Source organism: Spirilliplanes yamanashiensis (genome assembly GCF_016863475.1).
In the GTDB taxonomy this organism is placed as follows: Bacteria; Actinomycetota; Actinomycetes; order Mycobacteriales; family Micromonosporaceae; genus Spirilliplanes; species Spirilliplanes yamanashiensis.
Map to the genome: position 1 here is coordinate 152,735 of NZ_BOOY01000025.1, position 13,231 is coordinate 165,965.

Consider the following 13,231-nt stretch of genomic DNA (forward strand, 5'->3'; position numbering starts at 1 on the left):
GGCCGCGTTGCTCTTGACAGTCGGCATATGCTTTCCACATGGAAAGCAGAAGTGTGGAGTACACGCCCGAGCAGGCCCGGGCCGCGCTCGACGACGTCGCGCTGCGCCGCCGCCAGCTCACCGGCGCCGTGCGCCCGCTGCCGTTCTGGCCGCTCGCCGTGACCGTGGGCTGGCTGCTGGCCACCGGCCTGCTGCGCGAGCTGCCCACCACCCCGGTCAGCCGGGCGGCGTACCTCGTCGTCTGCGTGCTGTACCCCGTCGGCATGTTCGTCGCGAACCACTTCCGGCCGATCAGGCCGCGGCTCGCCGCCCTCGGCGCGGGCTGGTGGGTGCGGCTGGTGGTCGGCCTCGCGCTCGGCGTCGTCGTGACCCTCTACGCCTTCGATCTGGCGGAGGAGCACACGTCGATGCCGAACCTCATCCCGTCGGTGGTCGCGTCGGCCTACCTCGTCCTGTTCGCCCTCGTCGCCAACCGGTGGCCCCGCCGGTGACCGGGCCCGCCCCCCAGCCCGACCCGCACCTCGCCACCACCACCCGGCTGTCGATCGTGGCGTTCCTGGCCGGCGCCGAGGAGGCCGAGTTCGGCGCCGTCCGCGACGCCGTCGGGCTCACCGACTCGCACCTGTCCAAGCAGGCCGCCGCCCTGGAGGCGGTCGGCTACGTGCAAGTCCGCAAGGGCTACGCGGGACGCCGGCCGCGCACCTGGCTGGCGCTGACCCCGGCCGGGCGCGCGGCGTTCACGGCCCACGTCGCCGCCCTCAACGCGATCGTCGCGGCGGCCGGCGAGCGGCTCGGCCCTACTCCCAGCGGAACGTCCGCGCCGCCAGGTACACGCTGACCACCGACCACAGGCCCAGCGCGTACCAGCAGCCCGCCGGGACCGCCGCGTTGTCGAGCAGGGCGGCGCGCAGCCCCTCGGCGTGCGCGGCCACCGGCACCAGCAGGCCCGCGCCGCTCAGCCCGGGGATCGGGAAGATCGCGCCGCCGCCGGCCAGCATCACCGCGTACAGCAGGGTGGCGGCCGCCGTCGTGGTCTCCGGCCGCAGCACGCTGGCCAGCACCAGGGCGATGCCGCTGTACGCGATCGTCGCCAGCAGGGTGACGCCGACCGCCCCGGCGAGCCCGCCGAGGTGCGGGCGCCAGCCGACCGCCACGCCCACCGCCGCCACCACCAGGGCCTGCACGAGCACCAGCGCGAAGATGGCCGCGGTCTTGCTGACGAGCAGGCCGCTGCGGCTCAGCGGGGACGCGCCCAGCCGCTTCAGGACGCCGTAGAAGCGCTCGTAGCCGACGGTGATGGCCTGGCCGGTGAGCGCCGTCGACATGACGGTGAGCGCGAGCGCCCCGGGCACCACCCAGCCGAGCCGGTCGTCGCCGGGGATGCGGATGACGTCGGTGAGCCCGGCCGCCAGCATCGCCACCACCGGCACCGCCATGCTCAGCACCAGCGCCTCGCCGCGGCGGGCGGTCAGCATGATCTCGAAGCGGGTGTGCTTCGCCAGCAGCGTGGCCGTGGGCGCGCGCCCGGGGGCCGGGGTGAACGTGCCGGAGCTCATCGGGCGCCCTCCAGGGTGACCTCGAGGAACACGTCCTCCAGGGTGCGCCGCCGGCTCTGCACGGCGGTGACGTGGGCGCCCTGCGCCGCGAACCAGCCCAGCACCGCGGCGGCGACGGCGGCGTCGACCCGCCCGGTGACCGTGTACCGGCCGGGGATCTCCTCGGTGATCGCCGCGTCGCCGGGCAGCGCGGCGGTGGCCACGGCCAGGCCCGGGTCGGCGTCCACGTGCAGGCTCTCGATGCCGGCGGCCGCGGTGAGCTGCTGCGGCGTGCCGGTGGCGATGACCTCGCCGCGGCGGATGATGACCACGTCGTCGGCGAGCTTCTCGGCCTCGTCGAGCAGGTGGGTGGTGAGCAGCACGGACACGCCGTCGTGGCGCAGCGCCCGGATGATGTCCCAGGTGGCGCGGCGGGCCTGGGCGTCCATGCCGGCCGTGGGCTCGTCGAGGAACACCAGCTCGGGCCGGCCCACGACGGCCAGCGCGAGCGCCAGCCGCTGCTGCTCGCCGCCGGACAGCCGCCGGTACCGGGTGCCGAGGAACCGGCCCAGCTCCAGGCGCTCGACCAGCATGTCGAGGTCGAGCGGGTTGGCCGCGTACGACGCGAACAGTTTCAGCAGCTCACCGGCGCGCGCGGACGGGTGCAGCCCGCCGCCCTGGAGCATGATGCCGACGCGGGGCATCAGCCAGCCGCGGGCGGTGTGCGGGTCGGCGCCCAGCACCTCGACGGTGCCGCCGTCGGGCCGCCGGTAGCCCTCGCACACCTGCAGCAGGCTGGTCTTGCCGGCGCCGTTCGGGCCGAGCAGGGACAGCACGGTGCCGCGTTCCAGCCGCAGGTCGACGCCGTCGAGGGCGGTGGTCTCGCCGTAGCGCACCACGACCCCGGCGACGCTCAACGCCGGTGTCTCCCGCACGCTCACCTCCCCGGCCGACGACTACGGATGGTAGTAGACGCGGCGGCCGGGCCCGTCATTCGGGCCGGTTGCCGTGCCGCCCGCCCACCTGGAACGACGAGCCGACCCCGGCGTACGCGAGGTGCGCGAGCAGCCCCTCGGCCGCGTGCGGCAGGTTGCGGCAGTGGTCGGCCCGGATGCGGGGGTTGTCGGCGACGAGCCCACCGGCGCGGGGCCTCGGCCGGGCCGGCGGCGGCGGCGCGGTCCATCCGGGCGACCCGGCTCGCGGCCGGCACGGCGGCGGCCGGCAGGGCCAGCGCGTTGAGCCCGTGCAGGGCGCCGACGATCGAGGCGCCGAACGCCACGAAGACCGGCGCGACCTGGAGCACGATCGGCCCGAACGTGATGGCGGCGAACTCACGCCGCCCGGGATGCGGGCGAAGAACGCGACGACGAGGAAAACGATGCCGACCTGCGGCAGGACCACCATGCCGAGCAGGCCGTGCGGCATGTGCCCGGCGTGCGGCGGACGACCCCGTCAGAGCCAGCCGGACCGGCGGAACGAGCGGTGCAGGGCCACCGCCACCAACGCCATCAGCAGCAGCACCCCGTAGTAGCCGTACCGCCAGGTCAGCTCCGGCATGTCGGCGAAGTTCATGCCGTACACCCCCGCGATGGCGGTCTGCGCGGCGGCGATGGCGGCCCACGAGGCGATCTTGCGCATGTCGTTGTTCTGGTCGATCGACACCTGCGCCAGCCGGGCCTGCAGGATCGAGTTGAGCAGCTCGTCGAGGCCGGTCAGCCGGTCCACCGCCTTGCCCAGCCGCCCGGCGACGTGGCCGACGTAGCGGTGCAGCGCGGGCGGGATGTCCGCGCCGTGGTCGTCCAGCAGCGACTGCATGTGCGGGTGCAGCGGCAGCACCGCCCGCTTGAACTCCACCAGCTCCCGCTTGAACTGGTACATGTGCGCGATCTCGGCGCCGCGCTGGTCGCCGAACACGGCCTCCTCGACGTCCTCCAGGTCGCCCTGGAGGTGCTCGGCGACCTCCAGGTAGGAGCCGACCATCCGGTCCAGGACGGCGTACGCCACCGACCAGGGGCCGGCGGCCAGCACCGCGGGCTGCGCCTCCAGGCCGGCACGCACCTCGGACAGGGCGCCCGGGGCCCCGTGCCGGACGGTGATCGCGAAGTCGTCGCCGAGCAGGACCATGACGTCGCCGGTGTCCACCACCTCGCTGGTGGCGGTCAGCTCGCCCTGCGCCACGTACGCGGCGGTGCGCAGCACCAGCAGGGTGGCCTCGCCGTGCCGCTCGGCGGCGGGCCGGTGCCCGGCGGCGACCGCCTGGCCCACGGTCAGCTCGTGCAGCCCGTACGCGGCGCCGACGGCGCGCATCAGGGCCGCGTCGGGCTCGTGCAGCCCGAGCCACACGAACGCGCCCCGGCGGCGGCGGGCCTGCCGGATCGCGTCGGCCCAGTGCGGGCGGCCGGGCAGCCGCCGCCCGTCGGCGTACACGGCGCAGTCGACCACCGCGGCCGGCTGCGGGCGCGGCGGCCCGGCGGGCGGCTCCGGACGCTCCCGCGGCAGCAGCCGCGACACCACCGACACCAGCAGACCCCGACGCGCCATGCCGCCTCCTCGTTCTCCGGCGGTCACCGTACGACGCCCGGGCCCGCGGGCGGTCGCGGGTCGCCCCGAAGTCGGCCGGGCGGGCGGGATCCACGAAGTGCCCCTTTTCGGGCGTTGTCGTGCGGTTACGGTGATCTCGTGGATCGCCGCCGCCGCGCCCTGCCCGAACCGGACCTGTCCGCCCTGTTCGCGGTGCTCCAGTGCGTCTCGGGCGCGCTCCAGCGCGACCAGCTGCCCGACCGGATGCACGCCTTCCTCGCCCGGCGGCTCGCCACCGACCAGCTGCTGCCGCCGGGCGCCTCGAAGGGCGAGGTGAACGCCCTGCTCGCCGACCTGGCCCGGCGCATGCACTGGGCGATGGGCCTCGGCGACGCCTACCCCGACCCCGGCCCCCGGGCGGTGGTGCACGACGCCGTCCTGCCCGGCGAGGGGGCGGCCCGCGCGTTCCTCGCCGAGGCCACGACCCTGGGCGGGCGCGACGGGCGGGCCCGGCCGGGCCGCGACGCGTTCACCGTCGGGCCGGACGGCGCGCCGGCGCCCGCCGGGCCCGCCGACACCTGGCTGGTCGCCGTCACGTTCACCGAGCTGCCGCCCGACCCGGCGTTCCGGGACCGCGAGGAGGAACTGGCCGCGCTCGCCGAGCGCCACGGTGGGTACTACACCGGGCACCACAGCTAGGGAGGAGCCCACCGTGCGACTGGAACTCAAGGCCACCGTCCTGGACGCACCGAGCGCCGACAAGCTCGCCGCCTTCTACGAGCGGCTGCTCGGCTGGCGCCGCGTGCAGGACGAGCCCGACTGGGTCACGCTGGTCAACCCGGGCGGCGGGCCGGCGCTGTCGTTCCAGACCGAGGCCGCGTACGTGCCCCCGGCCTGGCCCGCCGGACCCGGCGACACCCCCATGCAGATGCACCTCGACATCAAGGTCGACGACCTGGCCGAGGCCGGGGCGCACGCGGTCGCGGCCGGTGCCACGCTCGCGCCGTTCCAGCCGCAGGACGACGTCCGGGTCTACCTGGACCCGGCCGGCCATCCGTTCTGTCTTTTCCTGTAATTGGGTCCCGCGTCACCCGCGCCGGGTTGAATGTCCGACATGGACAGGCGGACGATGCTCCGGACCACCGTCATGGGCGCGGGCGCGATGGCGCTCCCCTTCACCACCTGGTCGGCCGCGTACGGCGCCCCGGCGCAGAACGCTCCCGGCCCCTACGGCGCGCTGCGCGCCGCCGACGCGAACGGCATCCAGCTGCCCGCCGGGTTCACCAGCCGGGTGATCGCCCGGTCGGGCCGCGCGGTGCCCGGCACGAGCTACGTCTGGCACCAGGCGCCCGACGGCGGCGCGGTGTTCGCCAACGGCACCGGCTGGACGTACGTGTCGAACTCCGAGGTGCCGGCCGCGAGCGGCGGCGGCGCGTCGAAGATCGACTTCAACGCCGACGGCACGGTGCGCGCGGCCGGGCGCATCCTGGGCGGCACCTCGACCAACTGCGCGGGCGGCCGCACCCCGTGGAACACCTGGCTGTCCTGCGAGGAGATCGACCTCGGGCGGGTGTGGGAGACGTACCCGCTGACCGGCGCCGCCGCCCAGGTGCGCCCGGCGATGGGCCGGTTCAAGCACGAGGCCGCGGCCGCCGACGACGGCCGCCGCGTCATCTACCTGACCGAGGACCAGCCCGACGGGCGGTTCTACCGGTTCCTGCCGTACCGCTGGGGCGACCTGTCGGCCGGGGCGCTGCAGGTGCTCGTGGCGGGCTCCGGCACCAGCGGCTCGTTCACCTGGCAGGCCGTGCCCGACCCGGACGGCTCGCCCACCCCGACCCGCCGCCAGGTGGCCGGCGCGAAGGTGTTCAACGGCGGCGAGGGCTGCCACTACGCCAACGGCACCGTCTGGTTCACCACCAAGGGCGACAACCGGGTGTGGCAGCTCGACGTGGTCAACCAGCGGTTCGAGCTGGCCTACGACGACAACCTGGTCAACCCGGGCCCGGCGCCGCTGACCGGCGTCGACAACATCACCGGCGGGCCGGGCGGCGAGCTGTTCGTCGCCGAGGACGGCGGCACCATGGAGATCTGCGTGATCACCCCGGACGACAAGGTGTACGCGTTCCTGCGCGTCACCGGCCAGTCGGCCAGCGAGCTGACCGGCCCGGCGTTCACGCCGGCGGGCGACCGGCTCTACTTCTCGTCGCAGCGGGGCACGTCCGGCTCGTCGTCGGGCGGCATCACCTACTGCGTGACGGGGCCCTTCCGGCGGTAGTGCTCGACGGTGGCGGCCAGCCCGGCGGCGAAGTCGACCGCCGGGCGGAAGCCCAGCTCGGTGCGGATCCTCGTGGTGTCCAGCGAGTACCGCCGGTCGTGGCCCTTGCGGTCGGCGACGTGCTCGATGCGGTCCGGCCCGGCGCCGCACAGCTCCAGCAGCCGGTGGGTCAGCTCCAGGTTGGTCAGCTCGACGCCCGCGCCGACGTGGTAGACCTCGCCGGGGCGCCCGCCCGCCAGCACCAGGGCGATCGCCCGGGCGTGGTCGTCGGCGTGCACCCACTCGCGCACCTGGCCGCCGTCGCCGTACACCGGCACCGTGCGGCCCGCGAGCAGCCGCGTGACGAACCGGGGGATGAGCTTCTCGGGGTGCTGCCGCGGCCCGAACGTGTTCGCGCCGCGGGTGACGACCACGGGCAGCCCGTGGGTGCGGTGGTAGGCCAGCGCCAGCAGGTCGCCCGCGGCCTTGCTGGCGGAGTACGGCGACCGGGGCGCCACGGGGGCGGACTCGTCCCACGAGCCGCGCTCGATGCTGCCGTACACCTCGTCGGTCGAGACCTGCAGGAACCGCGCGGTGCCGTGCCGCAGCGCCGCGTCGAGCAGCACCTGGGTGCCGAGCACATTGGTGGTGACGAACGGGGCGGCGTGCGCGATGGACCGGTCGACGTGCGTCTCGGCGGCGGCGTTGACCACGGCGTCGGCCCCGGCGACGAGCCGGTCCACCGTGCGGCCGTCGGTGATGTCGCCGTGCACGAACGCCAGCCGCGGGTCGTCCGGCAGGTTGGCCCGGTCGCCGGCGTAGGTGAGCGCGTCCAGCACGGTGACGTGGGCGTCGTCGTCGCGCAGCAGCACCCGGACGAGCGCCGAGCCGATGAAGCCGGCGCCGCCGGTGACCAGGATCCGCATGGCGTGATCAGGGTACTGCGGGCGGCGCCGGCCCATCCCGGCTACAGGCGCACGGGCATCAGGATCGAGAACCCGCCGGCCGAGCGGACGGCGAGCGGCCGGATCGGCCCGTCGAGTTCCAGCTCCAGCTGGCCGGGGCCGCCGGCGTCGAGCGCCTGGAGCAGGAACTCGCGGTTGACGGCCACGGCCGCGCCGTCCTCGGTCCACGCGTCCGGCGCGGCGGCGGCCAGCCGGCCCGCGTCGTCGACGGTCAGCACGGTGGCCTCGTAGTCGACGCCCTCCCAGGTGCGCGCCACGGTCGGCGCGGCCGCCAGGGTGGCCCGCACGGCCGCCGGGTCGACGGCGACCCGCCGCCCCGAGCCGCCGCCGGTGAGCCGCCGGTAGTCGGGGAACGGCAGGTCGAGGGCGGGGGCGGCGGCCCGCCCGGCGGCGGTCTCCAGCACGATCTCCGGTCCGACCGTCAGCCGGGCGGAGCCGTCGCCGGCGGCCAGCGCGCGGGCCTCGTCGAGGAACGTGGCCGGCGCCAGGGCGGACCCGGCGCCGTCCGCGACGCCCGTGGCGGTGGCCGTGGCGAGGCGGAACCGGTCGGTGGCGACGAGCCGGACGAGCCCGTCCTCGACCTCGACGAGCACCCCCGCGAGGGCGGGCAGGGCAGGGTCGCGGCCGACCGCGAACCGGACGGCATCGATCGCGACAGTGAGATCACGGTTACTGCAAGTGATGGTGGGCATGAGCGGTTCCTCCGGTCGCAGCAGGGCGCTGACACGGGAGAGCTCGGTGCGCGCGTCGGCCAGACCGGCCTCCAGGCGGCCCAGGTGCGCGGCCAGCACGGCCTCCGCGGCGGCCGGGTCGCCCAGGGCGCCGAGCACCCGCACGACCTCCGCCAGGGGCATCCCGACCCGCCGCAGCGACGCCAGCACACGGGCGGGTTTGAGCTGCTCATCGGCGTAATGCCGGTAGCCGGTGACCGGGTCGACCCGGGCCGGCACGAGCACCCCCGCGCTGTCGTAGAACCGCAGCGCGGAGGCCGTCAGCCCGGTCGCCCGGGCCATCTCCCCGATGCTGCGCATCTCGCTCTCCATGCCCGGAACCCTGGGGGATCGACCGGCTTGAAGGTCAAGCCGAACGGTTGTTGTGTCCCCCGGGAGGTGGTTTTTCGGCCCCGACTTCACTTACTCTGAGTGAGTGAAGATCGAGCGTCATTGGTGGAACGGCATCACGTCGCCGCGCGGTCGCCGCGACGTCTACATCCTCACCGACGGACAGCGCTGGGACGTCAAGGCCCAGATCGGCGGCGAGGCCGGTCGCTTCAAGATCCAGGAATGTCCCAGTCTCGGCTCGGCGAGCATCCTCGCCGGCGCGTGGCGGGGCAACGGTACCGGTTGGCGCGAGCAGGTGCTCACGCCGGCCGCCAGGAGCAGCTTCCTCTGATCGTTCGGGGGTTCGCCGCGGTCACCGGCCGCGGCGGGCCGCCCGGCGGCGCACCGTCGCGCGGGTGGCGGAGACCGTCACGGTCAGCAGCCCGCCCGCCAGGGCGGCGGCCAGCAACGCGGCCGCCAGCGGCAGGCTGCCGCTGAAGCCCAGGAACGAGATCTCCGCGCGGGCCGTGTTCTGCGCGATGAAGACGATCAGCGCTACCAGCACGAGCGCCGTCAGCAGCCCCACGACCCAGGTCCGGGTGCCCGGCCGCGGCCGCACCGTCTCGACGTGCTCCGGGTGCTGGGTGACCGGCCCGATGCCCTCGCGTACGGCGGGGGCGTCGCCGTCCGCGCCGACGGGTCCCACCCCGGCGAGGTGGTCGACGCGGTCGGCGGATGGATCCTGGCTCGTCACAGACCTTCCATTGCCCCGGATCGCGGCCGCTCATGCCGAACGACGCAGCGCCCTCGCCCGTGCGAGGGCGGACGGGCTGTGCGCCTGGCTTCTGCGGCTCTAGGCTGGCGGCATGCGTCTCCGGGTCCTCGCCGCCGCCGTCCTGCCGGTCGTCCTCGCGGGCTGCGGCGCGCCCGGCGGCGCCCCCGCGCCCGGCGACGGTGGGCCGGCCGGCGACGTCACGGTGCTGGCGGCGGCCTCGCTGACCGAGTCGTTCACCGAGATCGGGCGGCAGTTCGAGGCGGCGCACCCGGGCACCACCGTCCGGTTCTCGTTCGCCGGCAGCTCGCAGCTCGCCGCCCAGATCGTCGCCGGCGCCCCGGCCGACGTGTTCGCCGCCGCCTCGCCGGCCACCATGCGCACCGTCGTGGACGCGGGAGCCGCCGTCGGCGAGCCCGTCATCCTGGTCCGCAACCAGCTGGTCATCGCCGTGCCGAAGGGCAACCCGGCGCGCGTCCGCACCCTGGCCGACCTGGCCCGCCCGGGCGTGACGGTGGCCCTGTGCGCCGAGCAGGTGCCGTGCGGCGCCGCCGCGAAGCAGGTCCTCACCGGGGTGCCGCTGACCCCGGTGACCCTGGAGCAGGACGTCAAGGCGGCACTGTCCAAGGTGCGCCTCGGGGAGGTCGACGCCGCGCTGGTCTACCGCACCGACGCCCGCGCCGCGGCCGCCGACGTCGAGGCGATCGAGTTCGCGGCGTCGGCGGCGGCGACCAACGACTACCCGATCGCCGCGCTGGCGGACGCGCCCAACCCCACGGGCGCGGCCGCGTTCGTGGCGTGGGCCCGCGGCGCCCCGGCGCTGGACGTGCTGACCCGGGCGGGCTTCCAGCCGCCGGTCAGTCCGCCTTCAGCTCCCGCTTGAGCAGCTTGCCGGTGGCCGTCATCGGCAGCGACTCGACGAACCGCACCACCCGCGGGTACTTGTAGGCGGCCATCTGCTCCCGGCACCACCCGATCAGCTCGTCCTCGGTGATCGTCGCGCCCTCTGTGCGGATCACGAACGCCTTGACCTCCTCGCCGAGGCTGTCGTGCGGCACCCCGACCACGGCCGCCAGCGACACGGCCTCGTGGGTCATCAGCACCTCCTCGACCTCACGCGGGTACACGTTGAAGCCGCCGCGGATGATCATGTCCTTGGCGCGGTCGACGATGTAGTAGAAGCCGTCCTTGTCGCGCCGGGCCAGGTCGCCGGTGCGGAACCAGCCGTCGCGCATCACCTCGGCCGTGGCGTCGGGGCGGTTGTAGTAGCCGCGCATGACGCAGTGCCCGCGGATCGCGATCTCGCCGATGGCGTCGGCGCCCTCAACCGTCTCCCAGCCGGGTTCGATGAGCTTGACCTCGACGCCCCAGATCGGCACGCCGATCGAGCCCGGGCGCAGGTCGCGCGCCGGGTCGGAGAACGTGGCCACGGGCGAGGTCTCCGACAGCCCGTACCCCTCGAGGATCTGGACGTGCAGCCGCTCCTGCACCTCGCGGATGATCTCGACCGGGAGGCTGGACCCGCCGCTGACGGCGAGCCGCATGTTGGCGGCGATCCGGTCGACGTCGACGCCCTCGCCGAGCGCCCGCAGCAGCCCCCAGTACATGGTCGGGACGCCCGCGAAGAAGGTGATCTCCTCCTCCTGGAGCAGCCGGACGGCCGCCTGCGGCTCGAAGCGGGGCAGCAGCACGAGGGTGGCGGCGCTGGCGAACCCGGCGTTCATGTTGACGGTCGAGCCGAACGAGTGGAACAGCGGCAGCACGAGCAGGTGCCGGTCGGCGCCGATCTGGGTGTTGAACAGCCGCAGGCAGGTCAGCGCGTTGAGCACCAGGTTGGCGTGGCTCAGCTCGGCGCCCTTGGCCTGGCCGGTGGTCCCGCTGGTGTAGAGGATGACGGCCGGGTCGTCGGCCGAGGTCTGCACGGAGGCGAACGCGGGCGGCTGGCCGTGCATCGCCGAGCCGAGCGTCTCGGCGCCCTCGATCGGCGACGCGGCGGCCGGGTCGGCGGTGATCACGAAGAAGTGCTCGCAGGCGTCGGCCTCCTGGAACCCGGCCCAGCCGGCCTCGCCCATCGGCAGCTCCGCCGTGCCCTGGAAGCAGAGGTACGCCTTCGCGTCGGAGTCCCGCAGGTGGTACGCCACCTCGCGGCCCTTGAGCAGCACGTTCAGCGGCACCACCACCGCGCCGGCCTTGAGGATGCCGTAGTAGGCGATCGGGAAGAACGGCAGGTTGGGGCAGGTCAGCGCGACCTTGTCGCCGGGCCGGATGCCGCGCTGCACCAGCAGGCCGGCGACCTGGGCGGCGGCGGCGTCGACCTGGGCGTAGGTGAGCCGCCGGTCGCCCAGCACCACGGCGTCGCGGTCGGGGTGGCTGCGAGCGCTGTCCTCGAGGAGCACGGAGAGGTTGAGCATGGCGGTGGCCTCCTGGCGACGTGATCGGCGTCACGTCCCAGCATGCCACCGCGCGTCAGAGCTTGGCGGCGTCGCGGGCGGCGGCGTGCGCCCGCTCGCGCGCGGCCGCGGCGTCGGCGGTCGCCAGGTTGGGCCGCAGCTGCACGGACGTGACGTCGGTGATGCCGGCCCAGCGCAGCCAGTCGTCGAAGAAGGGCTGCTGGAAGTCGGCGCCGAAGGCGGGGCCGCGCCCGTCGCCGTACACGGCGCTGGTGTAGATGACGGCGGCCCGCTTGCCGCGCAGCAGCCCGGTGTAGCCGGTGGCCGGGTCGAACCCGAACACCAGGCCGGGTTGGCTGACGACGTCGATGAACTGCTTGAGGATGTACGGCACGCCGGCGTTCCACATGGGCACGCTGAACAGGTACCGGTCGGCGGCGTCGAACCGGGCGAACGCGGCCCGGGCGGCGGCCCACGCCGCGGCGGCGGCGCCGGTGGGTTCCTGGCCGGCGAAGACGGCCATCTTGGCGGCGGCCGCGTCGGGCCCGAACGCGGGCAGCGTGCCGTCCCAGAGGTCCCAGCTCTCGACGGCGACGTCCGGGTGCTCGGCCCGGAACGCGTCGAGGTAGGTGGCGGCGACGGCGAGGGACTCGGACCGCTCGCCGCGGGGCGAGGCGGAGATGTGCAGCAGCGTGCTCACGGCGGTTCTCCCTGCGATAGAAGTGTGTGCGCACGCACATTCCTACGCCGATGCGTGCGCACGCACAAGAGTTGGGTACGCTGCCGTGGTGCAGGACACTCCCGACGTCGCCGCCTGGGCGGCACTGCTGCGGGTGCACGCGGCCCTCGTGCCCGTGCTCGACCGCGAGCTGCAGGCCGCCCACGGCCTGCCGCTGACCTGGTACGACGTGCTGCTCGAACTCAACGCGGCGCCCGGGCGCCGGCTCAGCATGGGGGAGCTGGGCGCCGCCGCCGTCGTCAGCCGCACCCGGGTCAGCCGCGTCGTCGACCAGCTCGCCGCCGCCGGCCTCGTCGCCCGCGAGGCCAACCCGGACGACCGGCGCTCCGCGTACGCGGCCATCACCGAGGCCGGCCGCAAGCGGCTGCGCGCCGCCGCCCCCACCTACCTCGCGGGCATCCAGCGGCACTTCACCGCGCGCATGACCGCCCGCGAGGCGGCCGTCGTCGCGACCGCGCTGGAGAAGGTGCTGTCAGCGGACTGACCGCTCCGGGTCCGGGCGCAGCGCCCACGACGCGTCCGTGCCGCACCCCTGGCAGGTGAGCCGGTCGCCGCACTGGCGGCACCACGAGTTGATGCGCCGCAGGTACCACCCCAGCGCGACGCCGATCAGCAGGTTGAGGATCGCCAGGCCGACGGCGACGACGATCGAGGCGTTCACGGCTGCTCCCTCGGCTGTTCCAGGCCGGCCAGCTCGCGGTCGAGCACCGGGTCGGCCTCGCCCCGGCGCACGACGCAGTCGGGCGTGAACGTGTCGACGCCCGTGCCCCGGTGCGGCCCCGGCCGGTAGGTGGCGGTGACCGCCCGCGCCGACGCCGCCTCGATGACGCCGGCGCGCCAGCCGTCGCGGTAGACCCACACCGGGTCGGCCGGCCGGTAGCTGTCCGCCGGGGCGACCTCGGCCGGATCTCGCCGAGGGGGTGGGACGGTCGGTGCGGGCATCGCAGTGCCTCCTGGAGTCCCGATCGCGGTTCGGTCATCGGGCGGCGGTCGTCGGGGCGCCCACATCGCTG

General features: G+C 75.0%; 18 protein-coding genes. 8 read left to right on the forward strand and 10 right to left on the reverse strand.

The genetic code is table 11. The features are described from left to right. The first annotated feature begins 38 nt into the window (after positions 1 to 38). Positions 39 to 491, forward strand: coding sequence for a hypothetical protein (locus tag Sya03_RS16265; protein ID WP_203939144.1), 453 nt, complete (start codon positions 39 to 41; stop codon positions 489 to 491). After that, positions 488 to 838: a winged helix-turn-helix domain-containing protein gene (locus Sya03_RS16270; protein ID WP_203939145.1), complete on the forward strand. Its 351-nt coding sequence runs from the start codon at positions 488 to 490 to the stop codon at positions 836 to 838. Before Sya03_RS16265 ends, Sya03_RS16270 begins: the two co-directional genes overlap by 4 nt. On the opposite strand, the gene Sya03_RS16275 is transcribed toward Sya03_RS16270, so the two are convergent. The 3 genes from Sya03_RS16275 to Sya03_RS16285 form a co-directional block, all read right to left on the reverse strand. Then, positions 798 to 1,556, reverse strand: a complete 759-nt coding sequence (locus Sya03_RS16275) for an ABC transporter permease (protein ID WP_203939146.1) — start codon at positions 1,554 to 1,556, stop codon at positions 798 to 800. The two genes, Sya03_RS16270 and Sya03_RS16275, sit on opposite strands and share 41 nt — an antisense overlap. Beyond that, on the reverse strand, positions 1,553 to 2,470 hold the full coding sequence (locus tag Sya03_RS16280; RefSeq protein WP_203939147.1) for an ABC transporter ATP-binding protein: 918 nt from the start codon (positions 2,468 to 2,470) through the stop codon (positions 1,553 to 1,555). The genes Sya03_RS16275 and Sya03_RS16280 overlap by 4 nt, the downstream gene beginning before the upstream one ends. Before the next feature lie 517 nt (positions 2,471 to 2,987). After that, entirely contained in the window at positions 2,988 to 4,076 is a 1,089-nt protein-coding gene (locus tag Sya03_RS16285) for a magnesium and cobalt transport protein CorA (protein WP_203939148.1), read from the reverse strand. Between the two features lie 138 nt (positions 4,077 to 4,214). Here Sya03_RS16285 and Sya03_RS16290 point away from each other — a divergent pair, with 138 nt between their 5' ends. The 3 genes from Sya03_RS16290 to Sya03_RS16300 are packed head-to-tail and all read left to right on the forward strand — an operon-like array spanning position 4,215 to position 6,333. Further along, positions 4,215 to 4,754, forward strand: coding sequence for a hypothetical protein (locus Sya03_RS16290; protein WP_203939149.1), 540 nt, complete (start codon positions 4,215 to 4,217; stop codon positions 4,752 to 4,754). A gap of 13 nt (positions 4,755 to 4,767) precedes the next feature. Then, complete coding sequence (locus tag Sya03_RS16295; RefSeq protein ID WP_239107581.1) at positions 4,768 to 5,130, forward strand: VOC family protein; 363 nt, start codon at positions 4,768 to 4,770, stop codon at positions 5,128 to 5,130. Positions 5,131 to 5,169: 39 nt separating this feature from the next. Continuing rightward, the gene (locus Sya03_RS16300; RefSeq protein ID WP_203939150.1) at positions 5,170 to 6,333 is read left to right on the forward strand and encodes an alkaline phosphatase PhoX; all 1,164 of its coding nucleotides are present in this window, start codon (positions 5,170 to 5,172) and stop codon (positions 6,331 to 6,333) included. Here the strand turns inward: Sya03_RS16300 and rfbB are convergent. Then, complete coding sequence (rfbB, locus tag Sya03_RS16305) at positions 6,303 to 7,238, reverse strand: dTDP-glucose 4,6-dehydratase (RefSeq protein WP_203939151.1); 936 nt, start codon at positions 7,236 to 7,238, stop codon at positions 6,303 to 6,305. The genes Sya03_RS16300 and rfbB overlap by 31 nt on opposite strands. Positions 7,239 to 7,279: 41 nt before the next feature. Next, on the reverse strand, positions 7,280 to 8,320 hold the full coding sequence (locus Sya03_RS16310) for a DNA polymerase III subunit beta family protein (RefSeq protein WP_203939152.1): 1,041 nt from the start codon (positions 8,318 to 8,320) through the stop codon (positions 7,280 to 7,282). 103 nt (positions 8,321 to 8,423) lie between these two features. Here Sya03_RS16310 and Sya03_RS16315 point away from each other — a divergent pair, with 103 nt between their 5' ends. Beyond that, a complete protein-coding gene (locus Sya03_RS16315; RefSeq protein ID WP_203939153.1) occupies positions 8,424 to 8,669 on the forward strand; it encodes a hypothetical protein in 246 nt (81 codons plus the stop codon). 21 nt (positions 8,670 to 8,690) lie between these two features. On the opposite strand, the gene Sya03_RS16320 is transcribed toward Sya03_RS16315, so the two are convergent. Continuing rightward, positions 8,691 to 9,071, reverse strand: coding sequence for a lipopolysaccharide assembly protein LapA domain-containing protein (locus tag Sya03_RS16320; RefSeq protein ID WP_203939154.1), 381 nt, complete (start codon positions 9,069 to 9,071; stop codon positions 8,691 to 8,693). A gap of 112 nt (positions 9,072 to 9,183) precedes the next feature. On the opposite strand from Sya03_RS16320, the gene modA reads away from it, so the two are divergent. Then, positions 9,184 to 9,972: a molybdate ABC transporter substrate-binding protein gene (gene modA / locus Sya03_RS16325; RefSeq protein ID WP_203939155.1), complete on the forward strand. Its 789-nt coding sequence runs from the start codon at positions 9,184 to 9,186 to the stop codon at positions 9,970 to 9,972. Here modA and Sya03_RS16330 read toward each other — a convergent pair. Beyond that, positions 9,947 to 11,500 (reverse strand): long-chain-fatty-acid--CoA ligase, encoded by a 1,554-nt coding sequence (locus Sya03_RS16330; protein WP_203939156.1) that lies wholly within the window; start codon positions 11,498 to 11,500, stop codon positions 9,947 to 9,949. The two genes, modA and Sya03_RS16330, sit on opposite strands and share 26 nt — an antisense overlap. A gap of 55 nt (positions 11,501 to 11,555) precedes the next feature. After that, positions 11,556 to 12,179 (reverse strand): FMN-dependent NADH-azoreductase, encoded by a 624-nt coding sequence (locus Sya03_RS16335; protein ID WP_239107582.1) that lies wholly within the window; start codon positions 12,177 to 12,179, stop codon positions 11,556 to 11,558. Positions 12,180 to 12,267: 88 nt separating this feature from the next. Between Sya03_RS16335 and Sya03_RS16340 the strand changes: the two genes are divergently transcribed. After that, positions 12,268 to 12,702 (forward strand): MarR family winged helix-turn-helix transcriptional regulator, encoded by a 435-nt coding sequence (locus Sya03_RS16340; protein WP_203939157.1) that lies wholly within the window; start codon positions 12,268 to 12,270, stop codon positions 12,700 to 12,702. Here the strand turns inward: Sya03_RS16340 and Sya03_RS16345 are convergent. After that, positions 12,691 to 12,879: a hypothetical protein gene (locus Sya03_RS16345; RefSeq protein WP_203939158.1), complete on the reverse strand. Its 189-nt coding sequence runs from the start codon at positions 12,877 to 12,879 to the stop codon at positions 12,691 to 12,693. The genes Sya03_RS16340 and Sya03_RS16345 overlap by 12 nt on opposite strands. Continuing rightward, complete coding sequence (locus Sya03_RS16350) at positions 12,876 to 13,160, reverse strand: hypothetical protein (protein ID WP_203939159.1); 285 nt, start codon at positions 13,158 to 13,160, stop codon at positions 12,876 to 12,878. The genes Sya03_RS16345 and Sya03_RS16350 overlap by 4 nt, the downstream gene beginning before the upstream one ends. Positions 13,161 to 13,231 lie beyond the last annotated feature (71 nt).

Coding starts and splice junctions, on each gene's coding strand:
- Sya03_RS16265 (WP_203939144.1), top strand. CDS start 39: ATGGAAAGCAGAAGTGTGGAGTACACGCCCGAGCAGGCCCGGGCCGCG.
- Sya03_RS16275 (WP_203939146.1), bottom strand. CDS start 1,556: ATGAGCTCCGGCACGTTCACCCCGGCCCCCGGGCGCGCGCCCACGGCC.
- Sya03_RS16285 (WP_203939148.1), bottom strand. CDS start 4,076: ATGGCGCGTCGGGGTCTGCTGGTGTCGGTGGTGTCGCGGCTGCTGCCG.
- Sya03_RS16300 (WP_203939150.1), top strand. CDS start 5,170: ATGGACAGGCGGACGATGCTCCGGACCACCGTCATGGGCGCGGGCGCG.
- rfbB (WP_203939151.1), bottom strand. CDS start 7,238: ATGCGGATCCTGGTCACCGGCGGCGCCGGCTTCATCGGCTCGGCGCTC.
- Sya03_RS16310 (WP_203939152.1), bottom strand. CDS start 8,320: ATGGAGAGCGAGATGCGCAGCATCGGGGAGATGGCCCGGGCGACCGGG.
- modA (WP_203939155.1), top strand. CDS start 9,184: ATGCGTCTCCGGGTCCTCGCCGCCGCCGTCCTGCCGGTCGTCCTCGCG.
- Sya03_RS16330 (WP_203939156.1), bottom strand. CDS start 11,500: ATGCTCAACCTCTCCGTGCTCCTCGAGGACAGCGCTCGCAGCCACCCC.
- Sya03_RS16350 (WP_203939159.1), bottom strand. CDS start 13,160: ATGCCCGCACCGACCGTCCCACCCCCTCGGCGAGATCCGGCCGAGGTC.